Annotated in this window: 20 protein-coding genes; all 20 read right to left on the bottom strand. The window is 64.3% G+C overall.

All coding sequences use genetic code 11. From position 1 onward, the window contains the following. Positions 1-29 precede the first annotated feature (29 nt). Entirely contained in the window at positions 30-1,331 is a 1,302-nt protein-coding gene (locus tag H7828_RS17690) for an ABC transporter substrate-binding protein (protein WP_226782393.1), read from the bottom strand. 49 nt (positions 1,332-1,380) lie between these two features. Continuing rightward, positions 1,381-2,451, bottom strand: a complete 1,071-nt coding sequence (locus H7828_RS17695) for an ABC transporter ATP-binding protein (RefSeq protein WP_226782394.1) — start codon at positions 2,449-2,451, stop codon at positions 1,381-1,383. A 22-nt stretch (positions 2,452-2,473) separates the two neighbouring features. Continuing rightward, the gene (locus H7828_RS17700) at positions 2,474-3,304 is read right to left on the bottom strand and encodes a phytanoyl-CoA dioxygenase family protein (protein WP_226782395.1); all 831 of its coding nucleotides are present in this window, start codon (positions 3,302-3,304) and stop codon (positions 2,474-2,476) included. Between the two features lie 113 nt (positions 3,305-3,417). After that, on the bottom strand, positions 3,418-4,398 hold the full coding sequence (locus H7828_RS17705) for a hypothetical protein (protein WP_226782396.1): 981 nt from the start codon (positions 4,396-4,398) through the stop codon (positions 3,418-3,420). Then, positions 4,395-5,429 (bottom strand): ABC transporter ATP-binding protein, encoded by a 1,035-nt coding sequence (locus H7828_RS17710; protein ID WP_226782397.1) that lies wholly within the window; start codon positions 5,427-5,429, stop codon positions 4,395-4,397. Before H7828_RS17710 ends, H7828_RS17705 begins: the two co-directional genes overlap by 4 nt. Beyond that, complete coding sequence (locus H7828_RS17715) at positions 5,419-6,405, bottom strand: ABC transporter ATP-binding protein (protein WP_226782398.1); 987 nt, start codon at positions 6,403-6,405, stop codon at positions 5,419-5,421. The genes H7828_RS17710 and H7828_RS17715 overlap by 11 nt, the downstream gene beginning before the upstream one ends. Beyond that, positions 6,402-7,526, bottom strand: coding sequence for an ABC transporter permease (locus H7828_RS17720; protein WP_226782399.1), 1,125 nt, complete (start codon positions 7,524-7,526; stop codon positions 6,402-6,404). Before H7828_RS17720 ends, H7828_RS17715 begins: the two co-directional genes overlap by 4 nt. Beyond that, on the bottom strand, positions 7,519-8,514 hold the full coding sequence (locus H7828_RS17725) for an ABC transporter permease (protein ID WP_226782400.1): 996 nt from the start codon (positions 8,512-8,514) through the stop codon (positions 7,519-7,521). Before H7828_RS17725 ends, H7828_RS17720 begins: the two co-directional genes overlap by 8 nt. A gap of 64 nt (positions 8,515-8,578) precedes the next feature. Then, a complete protein-coding gene (locus H7828_RS17730; protein ID WP_226782401.1) occupies positions 8,579-10,375 on the bottom strand; it encodes an ABC transporter substrate-binding protein in 1,797 nt (598 codons plus the stop codon). A 102-nt stretch (positions 10,376-10,477) separates the two neighbouring features. After that, on the bottom strand, positions 10,478-11,275 hold the full coding sequence (locus H7828_RS17735) for a GntR family transcriptional regulator (RefSeq protein WP_226782402.1): 798 nt from the start codon (positions 11,273-11,275) through the stop codon (positions 10,478-10,480). A 158-nt stretch (positions 11,276-11,433) separates the two neighbouring features. Next, complete coding sequence (locus H7828_RS17740) at positions 11,434-12,492, bottom strand: ABC transporter ATP-binding protein (RefSeq protein WP_226782403.1); 1,059 nt, start codon at positions 12,490-12,492, stop codon at positions 11,434-11,436. A 2-nt stretch (positions 12,493-12,494) separates the two neighbouring features. Further along, on the bottom strand, positions 12,495-14,600 hold the full coding sequence (locus H7828_RS17745; protein ID WP_226782404.1) for an ADP-ribosylglycohydrolase family protein: 2,106 nt from the start codon (positions 14,598-14,600) through the stop codon (positions 12,495-12,497). Between the two features lie 26 nt (positions 14,601-14,626). Continuing rightward, complete coding sequence (locus tag H7828_RS17750; RefSeq protein ID WP_226782405.1) at positions 14,627-15,460, bottom strand: carbohydrate ABC transporter permease; 834 nt, start codon at positions 15,458-15,460, stop codon at positions 14,627-14,629. Next, positions 15,457-16,302: a carbohydrate ABC transporter permease gene (locus H7828_RS17755; RefSeq protein WP_226782406.1), complete on the bottom strand. Its 846-nt coding sequence runs from the start codon at positions 16,300-16,302 to the stop codon at positions 15,457-15,459. The genes H7828_RS17750 and H7828_RS17755 overlap by 4 nt, the downstream gene beginning before the upstream one ends. A gap of 55 nt (positions 16,303-16,357) precedes the next feature. Further along, positions 16,358-17,668 carry an ABC transporter substrate-binding protein gene (locus H7828_RS17760; protein ID WP_226782407.1) on the bottom strand — a complete coding sequence of 437 codons (1,311 nt, stop codon included), beginning with the start codon at positions 17,666-17,668 and terminating at the stop codon, positions 16,358-16,360. Positions 17,669-17,692: 24 nt separating this feature from the next. Next, entirely contained in the window at positions 17,693-18,727 is a 1,035-nt protein-coding gene (locus H7828_RS17765; RefSeq protein ID WP_226782408.1) for a LacI family DNA-binding transcriptional regulator, read from the bottom strand. Positions 18,728-18,874: 147 nt separating this feature from the next. Beyond that, positions 18,875-20,323: an MDR family MFS transporter gene (locus H7828_RS17770; RefSeq protein ID WP_226782409.1), complete on the bottom strand. Its 1,449-nt coding sequence runs from the start codon at positions 20,321-20,323 to the stop codon at positions 18,875-18,877. Positions 20,324-20,484: 161 nt separating this feature from the next. Beyond that, the gene (locus tag H7828_RS17775) at positions 20,485-20,880 is read right to left on the bottom strand and encodes a PIN domain-containing protein (RefSeq protein ID WP_226782410.1); all 396 of its coding nucleotides are present in this window, start codon (positions 20,878-20,880) and stop codon (positions 20,485-20,487) included. Continuing rightward, complete coding sequence (locus H7828_RS17780) at positions 20,870-21,097, bottom strand: AbrB/MazE/SpoVT family DNA-binding domain-containing protein (RefSeq protein WP_226782411.1); 228 nt, start codon at positions 21,095-21,097, stop codon at positions 20,870-20,872. The genes H7828_RS17775 and H7828_RS17780 overlap by 11 nt, the downstream gene beginning before the upstream one ends. 95 nt (positions 21,098-21,192) lie before the next feature. Beyond that, on the bottom strand, positions 21,193-22,275 hold the full coding sequence (locus H7828_RS17785) for a ParB/RepB/Spo0J family partition protein (protein WP_226782412.1): 1,083 nt from the start codon (positions 22,273-22,275) through the stop codon (positions 21,193-21,195). Position 22,276 lies beyond the last annotated feature (1 nt).

Below are 22,276 nucleotides of genomic sequence, written 5' to 3' on the forward strand. Positions count from 1 at the left end.
CGGGCGCGGGGATGCGCCCGGCCTTGGTGTTACTTGCTGCGGTCGTAGTCTTCCTGCATCGCCTCGGCGACCTCCTGGGGCGTCTTGTTGCCCACCATCAGGTCTTGCAGTGCCTCGCCCGAGACATCCAGAAGGCTGCGCGGCATGTTGGTGGGGATGATCGGAACCACCTGCCAGGTGCCATCGCCCACATTGCTGACGAATTCGGCGAACAGCGGCTGAACCTCGATGTCATCGGCCACGCCGGCCATGTTCTGGGCGGGCAGCAGGCCGATTTCCATGCGCGAGCGGGAATAATCGACCGCCGAAAGCTCCTTCAGCAGTTCGATGGCCGCCTCACGCTCGGCCCCTTCAAGCCGGGCCGCAAGGGCATAGGACCAGCCCGCGCCGCCGGTGACCAGGCTGGCGTTCTCGTCCTTGCCCTTGATCGACGGCCAAAGCGCGATGCCCGTGGCGTCGATCAGGCTCTGGTTGCCGGAATCGAGGATGCCAGGCAGCGCCCAGGAGCCTTCGACGAACATCGCCGCATCGCCGTTCAGATAGGCATCGCGCTGCTGCTTGTTGTCCAGACTGTTGGCATCCTCGTTGAAGGCGCCCACATCCACCAGCTGCTTGAAATCCTCGATGGCGGCAACGTGGCATTCATCGGTGAAATTCGCTTCGCCGGAATGCACCTGCGGCACGAAGTCGGGGCCGCATTCGCGCGCCACCAGCGTGCCGAACAGCGGATCGACCACAACCCAGCGCCCCTTGTTGCCAAGGGAGATCGGCGTCTTGCCCATCTCCTTGAATGTCTCGATGGCACCGATGAAGTCCTCCCAGGTGGCGGGAAAGCTGTCATAGCCGGCCTCTGCGAAGATGTCCTTGTTCCAATAGATCACGTGGGTGATGATCTGGCCGTAGGGCACGCCGTAAACCTCGCCGTCGCGCGAGAATTCGAAGGTCATGCCATCGGGGGTGCGCCCGCCCCAATCGGGGTCGGCGGTGAATTCGGGGGTGATGGCGCCCACAAGGCCCGCCGCGACAAGCGCGGTGGTGTCGGAGCCGTTCATCATGAACACATCGGGCACTTCGCCGCTGGCCGCGCCGACGTTGAACTGGGTCAGATATTCGTCGGTGCCGCTGATCTGTTCCTTCAACTCGACCTCGGGGTGCTTTTCGCGGAACCGGGCGATGGCATCGGCGACATTCGGCGCCTCGGTCGATTTGTTCGCCAGGAAATGGGCAAAGGTCAGTTCGACATCCTGCGCCGACGCGGGTGCGCCCGCCAGGGCACCCAGCACCATGGCCGAACCCAGAAGCCTGCGGCCGAAATCAGGTATCACGTACATTGTATCCTCCCAGATATGGTGCCGTGGCTGGCACCGGTCGTTTGCCGTATTACTCCGCGATCCGAAGGCCGGACGCGGCATCGAACAGGTGAACATGTTTCGGATCGACGCTGAGGTGCAGGGTTTCGCCGGGCCGTTCGCTCAGCCGGTCCCGCACCACGGCGACCACCTCGACGCTGCCCGCCTTGCCCATGACGTGGGTTTCCGATCCGGTGGGTTCGAGAACGTCGATGCGCAGCGGCAGATCGCCCTGCCCCGCCCCGCCCAGCAGCATGTGTTCGGGGCGGATGCCCACGATCACCCCGCCCTTGGGGGGGCTTGCGACGTCGACCGGAAGGGGCAGCGTGCCACCCCCGGCCAGTTCGATCATGCCCCCGGCACCGATGCGCCCCTCCAGAAGGTTCATGGCGGGCGATCCGATGAAACCCGCCACGAAGGTGTTGCGCGGCCGGTCGTAGAGTTCGAGAGGGCTGCCCACCTGTTCGACCGCGCCGCCGCTGAGGATGACGATCTTGTCGGCCATCGTCATCGCCTCGATCTGGTCGTGGGTGACATAGATGATCGTGTTGCCCAACCGCTGGTGCAACTGCTTGATCTCGGCGCGCATCTGCACCCTGAGCTTGGCGTCGAGGTTGGACAGCGGTTCGTCGAACAGGAAGACCCGCGGGTTGCGCACGATGGCCCGCCCCATGGCGACCCTCTGGCGCTGACCGCCCGAAAGCTGCTTTGGATACCGTTCAAGATAATCGGTCAGGTTCAGGATCGCGGCGGCGTCATTGACCCGCTTCGCGATCTCGTCCTTCGGGATGCCCTGAAGTTTCAGGGCAAATCCCATGTTCCTTGCCACCGTCATATGCGGGTAAAGCGCGTAGGATTGGAACACCATGGCGATGTCGCGTTCCTTGGCGCGCAGGTTCTTCACCTCGCGTTCACCGATGCGGATCGACCCCGAGGTGACGGTTTCCAGCCCCGCGATCATCCGCAGCAGGGTGGATTTGCCGCAACCCGAAGGCCCCACCAGCACGACGAATTCACCGTCGCGCACGTCGATGTCGACACCCTTGATGACATCGACGGCCCCGAAGGATTTCCGAACCTCGGACAGTTGCAACTGCGCCATGGATGTTCCTCGGCTCGGGGGATCAGGGGCGCAGCAGCGGGTAGAACTCGCTGGGTTCGCATTGTTCGGCCATCCAGTTGTAGGATTGCTCCTCGGCCGGGTTCGGGCCGTTCAGTTCGGAACGGTCGGTGCGGATGGTCACGGTCAGGTTGATGCGCGGTTCGTCCAGCGTGTTGGCCGCCGAGGCATGCAGCGCATAGGCGTGGTGGATGGCGGCGTGGCCTTCGCCCATGTGGGCCACCGTTTCCTTCCACTCTTCCCCGTCCGGCACGGCAAGGGATTTCCGCCGTTCCTCAAGATCGCCATCGTCGCGGTCGTGAAAGAAGTTGCCGTCGCTGTCGGCGGCCCAAAGATGCGAGCGGGGAACATAGCGCAACGCGCCGCGGTCTTCCTCGCAATCGGAAAGAGCGACGAAGACGGCGTTGGTTTCCACCGGGTTCTTGAACCAGCGCCAATAGGGCCCGTCGCGGTGCCAGCCAAAGGTGGATTTCGTGCCCTTCGCGGGCTTGATCGTGCCCAGGATGCCCCAGACCTGCACCCATTCGCAATCCAGCGTATCGCAGAGCCATTTCACGAAGGCCGGCTCTTTCGCCACGTCCAGGATCGCCTTGTTGGCGCGGTGCGCCTCCTGGATCGTGGCCATGATCGTCGGGTCCTGGTCGGGGGTCCAGCCGTGCATGGGCAGGGGTGCGTTGCCGGTGGCATATTCCCCCCGCGACACGGCGATCAGGGCTTCGCGCGCGGCCTTGCATACTTCGGGGCGGATCACCCGGCCGGGGGACATCACCACGCCATCATTGGCATAATCGGCCTTGTCGGCGCTGACGATGGGCGTTTGCGCTGCGGTCTGCATGGTTCTGGCTTTCCTTGGTTTCGTGCAAGCCGCCGGATGCGACTCATATATCGTAAAAATATAATGTTATGACTTATCCGGGGGTGCAAGGGCTTTCTTGCACCCCCGGCGCCCTACGCGGGTTTCAGCGCGCGGCGGGTCGTCATGGCGGCGATGGCTGTTCTCAGCGGATCGGCGCTGTCTTCCTCGCAGATGCCCACGGTGAACCGGGCGGGGGCATGGTTCATGGTCATTTCCATGCCCACGCGCCCGAAACCAAAGACGGTCATGTTCTGCTCCATGGGCCAGAAACTGTCGCGGCATGTCTGATGTTCGGGGCTGTGGCTGTGCAGCCAGAGGGTGCGCGCCGTGCCCTCCTTGCCGAAGGCGATCCATTTCGGGGCGGGCAGTTCCTCGTCCCAGCGTTCGGAAAGGGGGCGGCGCAGACCGTCGGAGCGGATGCAGAAATCACGCTCTTCCTCCAGCTTGCCGCCCGGCGTGCCCTCGTAAAGAAGCCAGTAGGGGTGGCCGAATTCAAGCACCGTCAGTTCGGCATGATCCGGGAAAATCTCCCAGCGGCAGGCCCATTTGCCGTCTTTCGATCGGCTGTGCAGCGTCACCCGCAGCGGGCCGACAAGGGGCGCGTCGCTTTCGCAGGTCTTGTGGCCAGGGTGAAAGACGTTCTCGGGGTAGGCCATGTTGGGAATGCCGCGATAGATCCCGTCCGACCCGCCGTAGGGCCGGAAGCTGAGCCAGTCCTTGTTATCCCGGTCGATGATGCTGGCGAAACCGCCGGCATCGGGGTGATAGATCCAGGTGCAGGCCGGGGTCTGGATGCGCCAGGCCTCCTGCCCCTCGTATTCCTTGACGGTATCGAAGGCCATTTCGGCCACGGTGCCCCCCTGCCCCGCCGCAACGCTCAGCCGGTCGCCCGCCATGCCGGCGGTGCGCACCACCAGTTCGGCGCCATCGCCCACGCGGTCAAGCTGCGATGGCAGGACGGTGCCCTTGCCGTCGGTGACCTGCACCTGGGTGCCAAGATCGGCCAGGGCGGCGGCGTCAAGTTTCAGGATCGCCCAGTGACCAATCGTGTCACAGGTATAGTCAAGGCTCATGGCAAGCTCTCCGGTTCGGGGGGTGGTTGATCGTAACTGCCGAGATCAAGGTCGTCGGCGTGATGACAGGCCACCCGGGTTTCCGGGCGGCGGCGCCAGGGGCGCAGTTCGGGTTCGTGGGTGCGGCAGATGTCGGTGGCAAAGGGGCAGCGCCCGGCAAAGACACAGCCCTTGCGCAGCCCGCTTGGCCCGCCGATCTCGCCGCTCAGCACCTTGCGCTTGCGGTGCTTTCCGCCAACGCGGGCCGGCATCGCATCCAGCAGGGCGCGGGTATAGGGATGCGCGGGCGCGGCGAAGAGATCGTCGCGGGTGGCCAGCTCCATCACCGTGCCAAGGTACAGCACCATGATCCGGTCGCTGATGTAATCCACCACGCCCAGATCGTGACTGACGAAGATATAGGTCAGCCCCATTTCCTTTTGCAGATCGCCCAGCAGGTTCAGAACCTGGGCCTGCACGCTGACATCCAGCGCCGACACCGGTTCATCGCAGATCAGCAGGCGCGGCGAGATGGTCAGGGCCCGGGCGATGCCCACCCTCTGGCGCTGCCCGCCCGAAAGCTGGTGAGGGTAACGGTTGACGGCATCCGCACTCAGCCCCACCCGCTCCAGCAGGCTGCGCACCCTTTCGATGCGCTCGGCCTTGGTGCCGATCCCGTGGATCTCCAGCGGTTCGGCCACAATCTCGCCGATCCGCATCCGGGAATTGAGGCTGGCGTTCGGGTCCTGGAACAGCATCTGGATTTCGCGCCGCACCTTGCGCAAACCGGCCTTGTCCAGCGTGGCCAGATCGACCGGCCCGTCCTTGGCTTGAAACACCATGCTGCCTTGCGAGGGGGCATAAAGCCGGGCGATGCAGCGCCCGATCGTTGTCTTGCCCGACCCGCTTTCGCCGACGATCGACAGGGTTTCCCCCTGCTTCAGGTCAAAGCTGACCTTGTTCACCGCCAGAAGGCCGCTTCCCTTCACCTTGGGCTTTGCCCCGAAGCGCAGCGACAGGTCGGCCACGCTCAGGATCGTGTCATCCGTCATGGCGCACCTCGTCATCGTAAAGCCAGCAGGCCGCCGAAGTATCGTCATCGATGCGGAAGGTGGGCGGCTGGGTCTGGCAGATCGCCATGGCCTTGTCGCAGCGCGGCGCAAAGGGGCATCCGGGCGGGCGTTCGTGGGGGCCGGGCACCGACCCCTTGATCGGCTTCAGCCGCGACCGGCGCCCAATGGCCGGCAGCGATTCAAGCAGGCCCTTGGTATAGGGATGGGCCGGCGCATCGAACACCTTGGCGGCCGTCGTGGTTTCCATCACCCGGCCCAGGTACATCACGATCAGCCGGTCGGCCACTTCGCCCACCACGTTCAGATCGTGGGTGATCAGCATGACCGACATGTCCCGTTCGGCCTTCAGCTCGGCGATCAGGTCAAGGATCTGCGCCTCGACCGTCACGTCCACCGCCGTCGTCGGTTCGTCCGCGATCAGAAGCGCCGGGTCCGAGGACAGCGCCATGGCGATCATCGCGCGCTGGCGCATCCCGCCGGAAAAGGCGTGGGGGTACTGGCGGGCGCGCTGTTCGGGCTGGTTGATGCCCACGCGATCCAGCAGCATCACCGCCTTTTCCATCGCCTCGGCCTTGGACAGGTCGGAATGGGTGCGGATCGCCTCGACGATCTGGGCGCCGATGGTATGGACCGGGTTGAGCGAGGTCATCGGCTCTTGAAAGATCATGCCGATCTGCCCGCCGCGAATGTCGCGCATTTCGGTGCCGCGCGGATCAAGCCGGGCGACATCGACGCCGTTGAACAGGATTTCGCCCTCGGCGATGCGCCCGATCCGCGGCGGCAGGAGCCGCATGATCGACCGCGCCGTCACCGACTTGCCGCAGCCCGATTCGCCCACCACGCCCAGGGTTTCGCCCTTGGCGATCTGGAAGCTCACGTTCTCGACCGCGCGCAGCAACCCCTGCTCAAGATGGTAGTGGGTGCTGAGGTTGTTGATTTCCAGCAGTGGTTTCATGAGAAGGGGTCCACCATGTCGCGCAGGCCGTCGCCCAGGAAGTTGAAGGCCAGCACCGTGATGAGGATGAAACCGGCAGGCGCCAGCATCCACGGGTAAAGCGCGATCACCTGCACCTTGAAGGCATCCGACAGCAAAAGCCCCCAGGACATCATTGGCGGGCGCACCCCGATCCCCAGGAACGACAGCGCCGATTCACCCAGGATGGTGACGGGAATGGCCAGCGTCGCGGTGACGATGATATGGCTCATCATGTTGGGGATCAGATGCTTGCGCACGATCCGCCCGGTGCTGGCCCCCGAGGCCTGGGCGGCCAGCACGAAATCGCGTTTCTTGAGGCTGAGCGTCAGCCCCCGCACCTCACGCGCCAACCCGGTCCAGCCCAGGAAGGCAAGAACCACGACGATGCCCGCATAGACCCATTCGGGCGGCCAGAGCGGCGGGATCGCCGCCGAAAGCGCCATCCACAGCGGGATTTCGGGAAAGACGCGCAGGGTTTCGATGAAGCGCTGGGTCACCGCATCGAACCAGCCGCCGTAATAACCCGACAGCGTGCCGATGACCGACCCGAGGATCACCAGGATCAGCACCCCCATCAGGCCCACCGAAAGCGACACCTGCCCGCCGTAAAGGATGCGGCTGAACAGGTCGCGCCCCCGCTGGTCGTGGCCCAGCAGGCTGACCCTTGCGTCGTCGTTGCGGGTCTTGAACAGATGCATGTCCCAGGGAATGAGGCCCACGATCTTGTAAGGGGCGCCCCGCTCGAAAAAGTAGATGTAGTGGGGTTCGCTGCGGTCCTCGACGAACTCCAGCAGGAAGGTCTTCTTGCTGCGTTCGGCCGTGGTGGCATAGACGAAGGGGCGCAACGAACAGCCCGCGTTCTCATCGCAGAACCGCACCCTTGTGGGCGGTGCGAAGGACAGGCGCGAAACGCCGTCCTGCGGGCCATAGGGCGCCGTGAACCCGGCAAAGATGGTGGCCAGGTACAGCACGATCAGAACCAGCGCCGAGATCACCGCCAGCCGGTTGTTCAGGAACTTGCGCCACATCAGCTGGCGCACGCTCAGCAGGCGATAGTCGCCCTTGGCCGCGGGGGCCGGGTTGGTTGCCGCATCAGCCATCGCGCACCCTCGGGTCTGAGATCGCCAGCAGGATGTCGGCGATGATGTTTCCGATCAGAAGCGTGACCGCCAGGATCATCAGGACCGTGCCGGCCAGATACATGTCCTGCGCGATCAGCGCGCGATAGAAGGGCGGCCCCAGCGTGGGCAGGTCCAGCACGATCGAGATGATGATCGTTCCGTTCAGCAGCACCGGAAGCTGCATCCCCAGGCGCGAAATCAGCGGGTTCAGCGCGATCCGCGCGGCGTGCTTGTAGATCACCGTGCGTTCCTTCAGCCCCTTGGCGCGGGCGGTTTCGACGAACTGCTGGTCCAGCAGGTCCAGAAGGTTGGCGCGCATGATCCGGTAGGTGCCCGCCATCCCGCCGATGGCCAGGATGAACAGCGGCACCGCCAGATGCTGCAGGAAATCCCAGAACCGCGCCAGGCTCCAGGGGGCATCGACAAACCCCTCGCTGAACAGCCCGCCGACATAGTTTGAATCCAGCAGGAAGATCGCGACGAAAAGATAGATCACCGCCATCAGGAAATCGGGGATCGACAGGCCGAACAGCGCGACGTTGGACAGAAGGTAATCGGCAAAGCGGTTCTTGTGGGTCGCCGCATAGATGCCCAGCGGAATCGCCATGCCCCAGGACAGGATCAGCGCCAGGATCACCAGAAGGAAGGTCATGCCGATGCGGCGACCGACGATATCGGCCACCTCGGCCCCGTCATAGATGATGGAAAACCCGAAATCGCCCCGGAAGAACCCGCCGACCCATTTCAGGTACTGCAGGTACATCGGTTCACCGAAACCATAGCGTTCGCGCAGGTATTCGATGGTTTCGGCCGGAAGACGCGATCCGGCGATGATTTCCTGCTGCTTCACATAGGTCGACACCACGTCGCCCGGGGGCAGCTGGATCACCAGGAAACTGATCAGCGAGATCAGAAACAGGGTGAACACCGTCGAGAGCGCGCGGCGCACTATCTTGTTCTGGAACATCTGGTTTCCACCGGTTGGAGTGCAGGCCGCGCCGGGGAGAGCGCGGCACGGCCTGCGGGTTGGATCACTTGGCGGTCTTGTCGAACAGCAGCATGGCCTGCCATGCGGGCTGATCGTTCACCTGGTCCGAACGGGTGATCTTCTCGGGCGCGTTGCCCAGCCGGTTGTTGTGGATGAAGGGACGCTCGAAATAGCCCAGATGCACGATCCAGGCATTGTCGGCCATCAGGCGCGATGCCTCTTGCATGTCCTTCTGGCGCTGCTCGAAGGGCTTGGTGGTCGCGCCGTTCATCAACTCGCCGAAGTGGGTGAAATTCTCGTCCACATCGCCGGTTTCCTCGTGCTTGGCGTGATAGGGCGGCATGTTGGGGCGGCCCGGCGAGATTTCATCGAAGTTCTGGGACAGCGGGAAGGACGAACCTTCGTAGTCCCAGACGTGCATGGTGAAATCGCCCTCCTGATACTTGTCGCGGATGGCGGTCTGGTCGCCCACGTTCATCGTCGCCTTGATGCCGATGTCCTTGAGGTAGTCCGTCACGATCAGTTCGACGATCCCGGTGTAAAGGTCGTGCTGGCCCACGTCGATGACCAGGTTGATGGCTCCGCCCTCGGGATCTTCGAGATAGCCGTCACCGTCGGTGTCGGAATAGCCCGCCTCGGCCAGCATCGCCTTGGCTTCCTCGGGGTCGTATTCGGCCCAGAGCTTGTAATCCTCTTCGCGGAAATAGGGCGTGACCGGCGCGAAGGCCGCGTTGCCGGGGTTGAGGAAGCCGTTGTAGTAGATGTTGTTGATCTCTTCGCGGTCGATGGCCACCGAAACGGCGCGCCGGAAGTTCACGTCGCGCATGACCTTGCGCAGGGCCTCGTCGGCGTGATCGAAGTTGAAATAGATCGCCATGCCCGGCACGTCGCCGAAGATGATCGAAATGTCCCGCCCGCTTTGAATCGCTTCCGAGAACAGGCCCAGGTGCTGCGGGCCCACCCACATCGAATCCAGGTCGAACTTGCCCGTGGCATTGCCAAGCGCGACAGACTGGCGGTCTTCCACGATCTCGACCGAAGCCTTGTCGAAATAGGGCAGCTGGTTACCCGCCGTGTCGACCTTCCAGTAATAGGGATTGCGGGTGAGGTTGTAGTGTTCGCCCTCGACGTAATCCTCAAGCATCCAGGCCTGAAGCGTGACCTTGCCGCGCCCTGTCTGAAGGCCCAGCTTGGTGTTCAGCTCCTCATAGGTGGCGCCGTCGGTGAAATCGGGGTGGAACTGCTTCATGTAGTGTTTCGGCCAGGCGATTTCCCAGACCGAGGCCATGGCCTCTTCGAAGAAATAGTAGGGCTTGCCGAAATCGAACTTCACCTCGGTCGGGCTCAGCACGGTCAGCGCGGGCGGCTTGCCATCCACCAGAAGGATGCCCGGAAACGCCTCGGAGACGTTTTCGTTCAGCATGATGTCGTTCCAGTAGAAGGCGATGTCGTCGGCGGTGAAGGGCGCGCCGTCGGACCATCTGATCCCGTCGCGCAGCGTCACCACGGCCGAGGACCCGTCTTCGGAATATTCGATCCCCGACGCCAGGTTGGGCACCGGCGGGCCGGCGTTGGTAAGCGGCAGTTGCCACATGAACAGCGGTTCGCGGGTGAAGTTCTCGGTCAGGTAATCGACGATGATGGCCGATCCCCGCTTCAGCGTTCCGCCATAGACCCCGACCTCCTCAAGCGGTGTCATGACGCGCGGATTGCTGGGCAGGCGTTCGGCCACAGGCGGCAGGTCCATCCCGTCCAGCATCGGTGACTGGTGGTATTCCTGCGCCATGAGTGGCGAAGTCATGAGCGCGCAGAACGCAATTGACGACAGTAGCTGTCTCACGTGTTGTCCTCCCTGAACAAGCATAGACTGGCAGTGTAATCGTATTAATTTATAATGTTATACCTTTTCCGAAAGCCATGGCAACCCTCGCGTTGACAGGTTTCAGGTAATCCTGTTGTCGGCCCCGCCCCAGATGATTTCCTGGCGCAGCGAAAACACGTCGGTCCGGTAATACAACCGGCGCACATCGAGAGGCTGGTTGGTCGATGAATACCCTACCCTTTCGACAAAAAGCGCCGGCGCATCCGCCCGCAGCCCAAGTTGAGCGCGCCGTTCGTCCGAAAGCATGACGGCATTGACGGTCTGGTCGCATTTCACCACGTCTATGCCCAACCGCTGATAGCTTTCGGTCAGCGTTTCGGTGCCCTCCAGCACCCTGTCGAACACCTGCGGATAGTCGCGGACGGACAACATGATGCTTTCAAGGCAAAAAGGCGTGCCGTCGCCCAGGTGAAGCCTTTTCAGGATGCCCACCTCGGCGCCAATCTCGATGCCAAGTTGCTGCGCGGTCAGCTCTGACACCATGTGCTGTTCGTATCTCAGGTTCTCAGCCGTCGCGCGGCGCCCCAACGACTCGATCTCGGCGGCAACGGTGCGGTGGTTCACCCGTGCCCCGCTTTTGGGAAGGTTGCCCACGAAAGACCCGCGACCGCGATAGCGCACGACGAAGTTGCCATCCACAAGCTGCGACATGGCCTGGCGCACGGTGATGCGGCTGACGGCATAGGTCTCCTCGATCTCGGAATCCTTCAGAAAGGCATCGCCCGGCTGCCATTCGCCATCCAGCAGGCGGCGGCGCAGGTCGATGAACAGCTGATGATACAGCGGCATTGCACTGTTGCGGTCCAGCCGATAGGCGGACCCTGCCGCCGGTTGCGTCTTCGCCGCGATGTTCTGCATCTGCACCTGTTCCCAAGATTTGTTATAACATTAGATGCAGGCCAGCGGCGATGCAACCGTTACAAGCCCCGGGCAGGGAAGACAGGTCAAAGCGCCCCCGCGCTGCCGCAATGCGGCGCGCGTTGGCACGTTTTCGTCGGGAACGGGGGGGGGCACACCTAAAGGCGCTTGCCGCTCTGGGTGTCGAAGAAATGCACCGGCCCTTCGGACAGGATGGCACCCACGGTATCGCCTTCGCTATAGGTCGGGCGGGCGCGGCTGACCACGGTCAGTGGCGATCCGGCACGCTCGGCGGCGACATAGGTTTCCGATCCCGTGGGTTCGAGACTGGTGATGACCACCGGAATGCCCCCGCCCCCCGCGTCCAGGCGGATATCCTCGGGCCGCTTGCCGATGGTCACCTCCTGCCCCGCGTCCACGCCTTCGGGCAAAGGCAGGCCGGTATCGGTGCCGTCGATCAGCGACAGCGTGGGGCCTTCCGCCACCGCGGGCAGCAGGTTCATCGAGGGCGAGCCGATGAACTGCGCCACGAACAGGTTCACCGGGTTGTCGAACAGCTCCAGCGGTGTGCCGGCCTGTTCGATCACCCCGCCCTGCATCACCACGATACGGTCGGCCATGGTCATCGCCTCGATCTGGTCGTGGGTGACATAGACCATGGTGGTGCCAAGGCGCCGGTGCAGCGCCTTGATCTCGCTGCGCATCTGCACCCGCAGCTTTGCGTCGAGGTTGGACAGGGGTTCGTCGAACAAGAACACCGCCGGGTCGCGCACGATCGACCGGCCCATGGCCACCCTCTGGCGCTGCCCGCCCGAAAGCTGGCGCGGCTTGCGATCTAGAAGCGGCACGAGGTCGAGGATCTCGGCCGCCCGCTGAACCGCCCTGGCCTTGTCGGCCTTGTCGGCGCCTGCAAGCGTCATGGAAAAGGCCATGTTCTCGGCTACGGTCATATGCGGATAAAGCGCATAGTTCTGGAACACCATCGAGATGTCGCGCTGTTTCGGGGGCAGCTTGTTCACCACCCGCCCGCCGATGGAAATGGTGCCGCCCGAAATCTCCTCGAGGCCCGCGATCATCCGCAGCAGGGTGGACTTGCCACAGCCCGAAGGCCCCACCAGCACGACGAATTCACCGTCCGCGATGGCGGCGTCGATCCCGTGGATCACCTTGGTCGTGCCATAGTGCTTGACCAGGTTCTCGATACGAACGTCTGCCAAGGTCAGCCTCCTTTCGCGGGGGTGATGCGGATGCGGGTGGCCGACAGCGCGCCTTCGGTCACGCTCAGCCCCATGGCGCCGCCCGCAAACCCGCCCGGATCGTCGGAGGACAGGGTGACATCGCCCAGGGTGGCACTGATCCGGTCGCCCCGAACCGTGACGCGCAGGGTGAATTCGGTCTCATAGCCGACCGCGCAGGGGGTCTGGGCCAGGATGTCCTCAACCTCGTCCATCTGGCGGGCGATCTGCAATTCGCCCTGGCGCGTGATGCGCACGACATAGAACCGCCGCTGCCCCTGGGCGCGCAGCACCAGCCCGCCGCGTTCGCCCGCATGCAGCCAGAGATCGGCCTCGACGGTGTAGTCGGTCCAGTCGCGGGCCCCTTGCAGGATCATGCCATCGCCGCGGTCCTGGCTGATGCGGAAATCCTGCGGAAAGTGTTTCGAGAACAGATGCGAGGTGTTCACCCAGGCCCGGCGCCAGAAATCGCCGCCATCGGCGGGGCGGTGCAGGGTCAGATCCGGGGTGCCTGTCCACCACATCCGGTCCAGCAGGACACGGCCCTTCGCCCGCCCCTCGGGGCAGTCCAGCACCAGCCCGATTTCCGCCACCGGCTGACCGTCGAGATCGGGGATCGTCCATGACAGATCCTGCGCGCGCCCGGCCACCAGCGGCGTGGCCTCGGGCGCATCCAGCGGCACAAGTTCGTCAGAGCCGTCATAGTGGCGCAGCCGCAGGCGCACCCGGGCATTGCCGGAAAACCCCTGTTCGGCCCTGAGCCGCGCATGGAGCACCTGGCCGGGATAGACCCGGGGACAGGCCTGCAGGTCGTAAGAGCGCATGCGCACCACCTCGGGCAGGGCGAAGACCGGGGTCAGCACCGCCGCCTCGCCCCCCGGGGCCAGGTGATCGACGTCGATGGCCAAGGCATCCCCGGTGCCGGTGACGCGGACCGAGCCGCCGGCATCCGGCGCGTCGATGGCGCGGAAGCCCTGGACCGAACCGGGCAGGGTGAAATGATAGGTGGCGCCGTCCTTGGGGGCCTCGGGCGGGGTGGTGCCGGCCAGCTGGCAGGCCAGCCCGGTCAGCCACAGCGCGATCTCCGGCGCATCGGTAATCGACCGCCCGCCATCGGCGGTGGAGATCAGCAGCCGGTCGGCCACCGGCCCGCGCCAGTCGGGGCCGGCGTCGATGCCCTCAAGCCCCAGCATGATCCCCTGCAGGCACCCCAGGTTGCCCGCGTTGCAATCGGTATCCCAACCGGAGGTGTTGACGATCATCTGCCCGCGCTGGAAATCGCCGGGTGCATGAAGCAGCGCCATGATCATCAGGGCGTGGTTGGGTACCACGTGGCAGTTGCCCGGGTGCTTGTCATAGCCGTAGTTGTCCTCGATCCGCTGGCGGGTGTCCTCCCAATCCTCGTTTCCGGCCACCCATTTGCGGATGTCGCCCACCAGCCGCGCGATCAGGCAGTCGGCGGGGATGTATTGCAGCCCGGTGTCCAGCAGGTGGTTCACATCGCCACCGTTGAAGGCCTCGGCCTCCATCACCGCCCAGAGCACGGCGGCATGGACGCTTTCGCCATCGTGGCTGACCGATCCGGCCGCGCGGGCCAGTTTTGCCGCCTGGCCTGGGTTTCCGGGCGACAGAAGCGCCCAGCCGTCGATGAAGATCTGCGCGCCGATCTGTTCGGCGATGGTGGCGCCATTGGTGGCGATCGACCCCGACAGGGGCGCCTTGATGCCCTTGGCCAGGTTCAGCCAGGCGGTGTGTTCGGTCGAATTGCCCGCCCCGCCCCACCAGAGGATCGACCGCCCCTCGACCAGGTAGTTCATCCAGGCCCGCCCGATGTCCTCGGCCGAAAGATCGGCCGACACGCCGTAATCCTCAAGCGCGCGGGGAAAGGCGAAGGTGCCGCCCACATCGTCGTCGGTCACCACCAGCGGATCGCCCAGCTTGTCGTTCACGTAATATCGCACCGGCCCCAGCTCGCGCATGATCCGGTCATAGCGCCAGTTCTCGAAGGGGCGGCCCAGGTAGACGCCGATGAGTTTGCCGAGCACACCGGCATAGATGCGGTTCAGGTGGTCTTTGGGGTCGATGGTCATGGAATGAATGCCTCGCAGGATATGGTTCAGCCCTTCACCGATCCGCCCGCCATGCCTTCGATGAAGCGGCGTTGCAGGGCGACGAAGAGGACGACGATGGGCAGGACGATGATCAGCGCGGCGGCCATGATCTCGCCCCAGTCGGTGCTGTATTGCCCCGACAGAAGGAAGAACGACACGACGGCGGTCAGCCGGTCCTGGCTTTGCAGGAAGGTCGTGGCGATCAGGAATTCGTTCCAGGAATAAAGCCCGATGATCAGCGCCACGGTCAGGATGCCGGGCGACACGATGGGCAGCATCACGCGCCAGAACACCTGCCAATGGGTGGCCCCGTCGATCAGCGCCGCTTCCTCCAGCTCTTTCGGGACGGCCAGGAAATAGGTGCGCAGCAGCATGATGGCGAAGGGCGAATAGATGGCGGTATAGACGAAGGCCACGGCCACCGGATTGTTGATCAGACCCAGCCGCGCAAAGCCGAAGTAGAGCGGAAACATGAACAGCTGGATCGGCGCGGTGGTGGTGGCCAGCAGGTAGAAGGTGACGATCTTCCAGGTCTTGATCTTCTTGCGGGCCAGGACATAGGCGGTCAGCGACCCGGTGGTGCAGACAAGGAAGATGGTCATCGCCGTCAGAACCGCCGAGTTCATCAGCGTGCGGGCAAACTTCGCATCTACCCAGGCGCGGCTGAAATTGTCCCATTGCACCACGGTGGGCAGGGCCAGCGGGTTGCTTACCACCTCGGTCGCGGGTTTCAGGGCGTTCAGCACCATCAGCCCGATGGGAAACAGCGTGATGAACAGCAACACGGCCAGGACGATATAGGTGATCGTCAGGGTGATGCGGCTTTCGGAATTGGTCATTCCTCGAACTCCTTGGCCTGCGCACGGATGTAGAAGAAGGTGGCCACCAGCCCGAACATCGAGATCACGACCGACACCGCCGCCGCCTTGCCCACCGCCAGGTCATAGAAGGCGGAACGATAGGCCAGGGTCGAAAGCACCTCGGAACTGTAGGCCGGGCCGCCCTGGGTCAGGATGTAGACGAAATCGAACACCAGGAAGGACCAGATCACCGTCATGATCAGCATCAGCATGATCGTCGGCTTGATCCCCGGCAGAAGGACATAGCGCATCAGTTGAAAGAAGGTCGCGCCCTCGACGCGGGCGGCTTCGACCTGGTCCTGGGGCACCTGGCGCAGGGCGGCAAAGAAGATCACGCAGAGAAAGCCCCACCAGTGCCACAGATCGACGACGGCGATGCCGTAAAGCGCGGTATGCACCTGGGTCAGCGGGTTCGCCACCTCGAGGCCATAGCGTTCAAGCAGGCCGAAGATGCCGGTGATGGGCGAATAGATCATCCCCTGCCAGATCCGCGCGGTGATCGCCGTGGCGATGATGACGGGCAGGAAATACACCACCTGAAAGAAGGTGCTGCCGCGACGTGCCACCAGCATCATGGTGGCCGCCAGAAGGCCCATGGCGATGGGCACGGTCAGGAAGATCACCGTCCAGATCAGGTTGTTGGTCAGCGCCGTCCAGAACACCCGGTCGTGCCAGAGGGATTCGAAGTTCGACAGGCCGACGAAGACCGGCGACGAGATGCCGTCCCAGCGATAGAACGCCAGCATGATGGTCAGAAGCGCCGGGATCGCGATGATCGCGGCGTTGATGACAAGTGTGGGGATCACGTAGAGGCGGTGCATGTCGGCCCTCGGGGTTTGGTCGTCGGGGGGCAGCGCACCGCCCCCCTTGTTCGGTTCAGCGATTGGGGATCGCGGGGACCTTGCCTTCGGCCATCTCGGTCTGGAACTGGGCGTCGATGGTGGCCAGGTATTCGGGCACCGAAACGCGATCCAGCCAGACTTCCTCGATGCCGTTGATCAGGGCGTTGTTGGTCGCCGGGGGCAGGAAGGTCCAGGTGGTGTAGCCATAGCTGCCCTCACCCACGGATTCGGCCAGATCGGCCATGGCCTGGGTGTAAAGCGGCGGCACGTCGGCCGACATCTCGACCCCCGACAGATCGCGCAGGGGCATGTTCCATTCCCCCTGCCAGACCGATCCCATGGTGCCGTAGAACCCGGGCGAGAAGATATGGTCGATCACAGCCGCGGCGCCATCGGCCACATCGCTGCTGGCGGCGATGGAAAAGGTCGAACCGACCCCCAGCGCGAAGACCGGATCGCCCGATTTGCTGGGAAAGCCGACAAATCCGGGTTCGGTGCCCGCCTTGTCGAAATAGGTCGGCACGTTCTGGAAGGCCCAGGTGCCGTTGGGCGACATCCCCGCCTTGCCCGCGGCCAGCAGGTCGATCGTCTGTTCGCCGCTTTCGATCGAGAAGTAGTTGGCACCGAAATAGCCCTTTTCCCACCAGCCGTTCAGCGTCTCGATGGCTTCGACGAAGGGTTCGGCCGTCCAGGGCATTTCGCCCTTCAGCGCGGCATAGACGTTGTCGGGCCCCGCGACCGAGTTCAGGACGATGGAGACGAACCATTCGTTGGCCCCGCGCCAGTCGGCATTGCCGGCCGAAAACGGCTGAATGTCCTTTTCCAGCATCTGGTCGGCCAAGGTTTCCAGCTCGGCGATGGTGGTGGGCACCGACCAGCCGTTTTCGTCGAACAGGCTCTTGTTGTAGTACAGGCCCAGCGTCTCATAGGTCTTGGGCAGGGCGTAAAGCTTGCCGTCATAGCGGCCCATCTCAAGGAACACCGGCAGGATCGAGTCGTTCCAGCCGTATTTCCCGGCGTATTCGTCCAGCGCCAGAAGCTGCCCGTTCTGCGCCATGGGCGCGACATAGGACGGCCCCGGCGTATAGACCACATCCGGCCCGCTGCCCGAAAGCATGGCGACGCGCAGCTGCTTGTCCAGTTCGTTGCCGCGATAGTCGATCGTCAGCTTGTAATCCGGGTTTTCCGCCTCGAAGCCGTCGATCAGGATATCCTGCATCCAGACCTGCTGATCGGGATTGGCGGATTCATACCAGAAGCTGATGTTTTCCTGGGCCATGGCCCCACCCGACAACGCCAGAAGAGCGCCACCCGCCACCGTCATTTTCATGGATACGTGTTTCATTCTCTTACCTCCCTTGATTTGCCGTCAGTCGTTCACATCCTGCCGCGCCGGTCCGGTCGAACCGCGTTCGCGCAGGTGATAGGCGCATTCCTCGATCCGGGCCGGACCGCTGGCCTTGCCGGTGATCCGCTCAAGCAGCATTTCCGCGGCGCGCCGGCCCATCTTGTCCTGGTGCAGTGACACCGTGGTCAGGCCCGGCGTGACAAGGCCCGCGGCGTGGATGTCATCAAAGCCGACAACCGAAATGTCGCGCGGCACGTTCAGCCCGGCCGCGGCCAGTTCCTGCATCACGCCGATCGCCATCAGGTCGTTGGCGGCAAAGACCGCCGTTGCCCTTGCACCTGCGGCCACGAAGCGGCGCGCGGCACGGCGCCCGCCCTCGTCCGAGAAATCGCTGTCCTCCCAGATCTGCGCCTCGACACCGGCAGCTTCCAGCGCCCGGCGATAGCCCATGACCCGCACCGTTTCGGGGCCGCCGCGCCCGGCCACCATGGCGATGCGGCGATGCCCCTGCGCGATCAGCCCTTCGACCAGGCTGCGGGCGGCGGCGTAGTTGTCGACGTAAAGATCGTCGATGGCCAGGGGGCCGCCCCGCTTGCGCGACGCCTCGATCCGCACCAGCGGCACGCCCGCCTCGACCATGCCCGTGAAATCGCGGGCGCCGAGGGAAAAGAAAACACCGACGACACCGTCATAGCGCCCTTCGCAGGCGGCCTGCACCACGGCCATCTCACGGGCCCTCTGCCCGCCCGAATTCACCGCGACGACATCGAAATCGGCAGCCTCGGCCACCGCCTGGGCGCCGAGGAACAGCGAGGGATAGAAGGGGTTGGCCAGGTCAGGCACGACGCAGGCGATGGTCATCGACCGCTGGGTGCGCAACGCCTGGGCAAACCGGTTCGGACGATAGCCCAGTTCGGCGATGGCGGCGTCGATCCGCTCCATCGTTTCGGCGGCCACCACATCGCGCCCGCCCGCCAGGGCCGCCGACACCGTCGCTTGCGACACACCCGCAAGGCGGGCAACATCCATCTGGGTGATCCGGGCTGGATTCTTCATGCCAATCATCATCAATACGTATCGATCACCTGTCAATACGTATCGGAAACAATTTTCGGGCCGCGCAAAGGAAAAGCCCGGCAGGCGCCTGTCCTGCCGGGTCGATCAGTCCGGTATTCTCGGAAGCGGCCGCACAGGCCGCTGCGGTCAGGCCTGGTCGGGTGGGCGGCGCACGAAGAAGCCCGCCACGATCAGCAGAAGCGAAAGCGCCGCACCACAAAGGAAGGCATCGTGCAGCCCGCTTGCCGTGGCATCCACCAGGGTCGCGCCCCCCGAAAGCTGGGATTCGATGCGGATCGTCATGATCGACACGAAAAGCGCGATTCCCGCCGCCCCCGCCACCTGCTGGGCGCTGCCGATCACCGCGCTGCCATGGGAGTAAAGCTCTTTCGGCAATGACCCAAGGCCGGACGTGAACAGCGGCGTGAACAGCAGGGCCAGCCCCGCGCTCAGCGACAGATGGCCCGCCAGCACCAGGGCAATCGGGCTGTGGGCATCGAAGGTGGTGGCAAACCACAACGATCCGCTGACCAGCACCGCCCCCGGAATCACCAGCTTGCGCGCGCCCACCCTGTCGAACATGCGCCCGATGAAGGGCGCAAGCAGGCCCATCAGCAAGCCGCCCGGCAACAGCAGAAGCCCCGATTCCAGCGGCGACATGCCCAGCACGTTCTGCATGTAGATCGGCAGCAGGATGATCATGCCGAACAACGACATCATCGCCAGCGCCAGCATGGCCACCGAGACGGTGAACACCCGGATGCGGAAGGTGCGCAGATCCAGAAGCGCCCGGTCCTGCGGGCCAAGGACAATCTGGCGCCAGACGAACAGCGCCATCACCACGCCCCCGACCGCCACCGGCACCCAGGGCGACATCGCCGCCCCCTCGCCCCGGCTTTCGCCAAGGGCCGACAGGCCATAGACCAGCCCGCCGAACCCCACCGCCGAAAGCGGCACCGACAAAAGGTCAAGCGGCACGCGGCGCGGCGTGGTGACATTGACCAGCCGCAGATAGCCCAGCACCAGCGACCCCAGCCCGATCGGCAGCACGAGGATAAACAGCCAGTGCCAGCTGAGAAAGTTCAGGATGATGCCCGAAATGGTGGGTCCGATGGCCGGGGCCACGGAAATGACGATCGAGATGTTGCCCATGGTCTTGCCCCGGTTCTCCGGGGGGACCAGCGTCATCACCGTTGTCATGAGCAGCGGCATCATCATCGCCGTGCCCACCGCCTGAACGACGCGCCCGAAGATCAGCGTTCCGATTCCCGGTGCCACGGCGCAGACCGCCGTCCCGATGGAGAAAAAGCTCATCGCCATGAGGAAGATCGTGCGGGTGTGCAGCCGCTGGATCAGGTAGCCGGTGATCGGAATGACCACCGCCATCGTCAGCAGGAAGGCCGTGGTCAGCCATTGCACGGCATTGGCCGAAACGCCAAGCGCATCCATGAACCGGGGCAGAGCCACGCTCATCAGGGTTTCGTTCAGGATCACGGTGAAGGCCGAAACCAGCAGCAGCGCGATGACCAGCCGGTCACGGCCTGCGGTGTCGGGCGTGGGGGCAGCCGCGTCGCGGACCTGGGTTTCACTGCTCATGGCGGCCTCGTGATGTTGCGGGTGATGGGGGCGATATTTCACGCCGGGGCCGGGCTGGCAATTCCTGAAATGACCGGGGTGCGGAAGCTGGCCGAACGGGCGGTTTCGCCACGAAACGCGATCGGGGTGTTTGGCAGCCCCCCTGCCCCGCCGCCTGCCGGTCAGACGAAGGGATTGACCAGCCGCAGTTGCCCTTCCACCAGAAGGCCCGCGTGCATGTCTTCGGTCCAGAGCGTGGTACAGCCCGCAATCAGCGCGGCAGCGACGATCATCGCGTCATAGACCGAAAACCCATAGCGTTGCGCCAGGGCGCGGCCCACGTCGTGGGTCTGGACGGTCAGCTCCTCGACCGGGCAAAGGGCACGAATACCGGCCAGGAAGGCGCCGGTGTCGTCCCAGTCGAGGCCCGCCTTGCGCCGACAGTTCACCATCGCCTCGTTCAGGACCTGCACGCTGATGCGCGGCCCCTGCCCCAGGATCGCCTCGGCCCGGTCGGCCTTGGGTCCGTCGTCCAGCAGGTAGAGAACGATGTTCGTGTCGGCGAATTCAACGCTCATGCAGGTCGTCGCGGCTTAGCCGGTCTGCGGCGGGCAGCCGACCGCGAAACCGCCGCAGCCCTTCCAGCACTTCGTCGGGGCGGGGCTGGCGCAATACGGTCATGGCGTCGTCACCGGCCACCAGATCAATCCTGTCACCCTCTTTCAGGTGCAGCTTGCGCACCAATGCGGCGGGCAGACGAACCGCCAGGGAATTGCCCCATCTTGCAACCTGCATTCCAGCCTCCGAAAAAATGATAGACATACTGAAATGTATATCCAGGGCGCCGATTCCGCAAGGGCGCCCTGCCCTGCCCGGTTTCGCCGCGAAACCTAGCGGCCCTCCAGCAACCGCTGAACCTCGCGCATCACCTGATCCATCGTGGCATCGTCGATCCCATTGCCCTCGATTCGCAAGGTATGGCCCGACGCATCGCTGGCGCGGCGCAGCACCACGCCATTCTCAAGGCGCAGGGTGTCGGCGTTGTCCCATCCCGAAGCAGCGGATCGAGGCCGCCCACCCCTCGCCGGCTTGCGCTTCACCGTCAGCGCCTCCAGCGCGGCTTCCAGCAACGCCCATTCCTCTTGCGGGCCCTCTGCCGCACCGGCGGCCAGTGCGGCACGCAATTGCGGTTCGGCCCCGTCGCGCAGCGCCGTGGCAAGGCGCAGCCCCTGCTTTTCGGTCAGAGCCTCGGGAAAGCTCAGCATGTCGCCCAGCTCCTCGAAGATCAGCGCGAAGGACCGCACCTTGCTGCGCTTGGCCTTGCTGGCTTGGGCGAACAGGGCATTCACGGCCGCCTCGGTACTGTCGAAAGCGCCCTGCTTGGCCGAGATCGCGGCGATGCGCCCCCTTTCGAACTGGCTGAGCGCGGCGCGCACCTCGTTCTCTTCGACCATCGACACCATGGCATGGCTGGTGTCCTGCGGATCGCGCACCAGGGCGCGGATCGTGCGATAGGTTTCATCGCCGGTGGTGGCCAAAAGCTCGCGCACCGCGAGCAGGCGGCGATAGCCCGACAGCAGCCCGAAGCGCCGGTTCCCCTCACCCTCGGGCAGGGGATAGATTTCGATGGGCAGGCGCAGGCCCGATGTGGCGATGGACGACTTGAGCTCGTCCAGCTCGGCCTTGTCCATCACCGTGCGGTCGCGCACCAGGATGTCGGGGGCAATCTCGTCCAGGGGGATTTCGGCCATGACAAGGCCGCGCGCCTCGGCGTTGCGCAGGCGGTCGGCGTCGGTCCGGTCGCGGGCCTGCTCGGCACGGATATCGGCGCTTGCGGGTTGCATCGCGCGGGCCGCTGCGGCCGATACCTGGGCAATGGGCGGCGCCGATACCTTGGTTTCGCGGCGAAACTCGGCCTCGTACCGGCTCAGTTCCTCGGGGGTTGGCGCTTCGATCGGGCGTCGTTTGACCATG

It is taken from the genome of Oceaniglobus trochenteri (genome assembly GCF_020529025.1).
In the GTDB taxonomy this organism is placed as follows: Bacteria; Pseudomonadota; Alphaproteobacteria; order Rhodobacterales; family Rhodobacteraceae; genus Oceaniglobus; species Oceaniglobus trochenteri.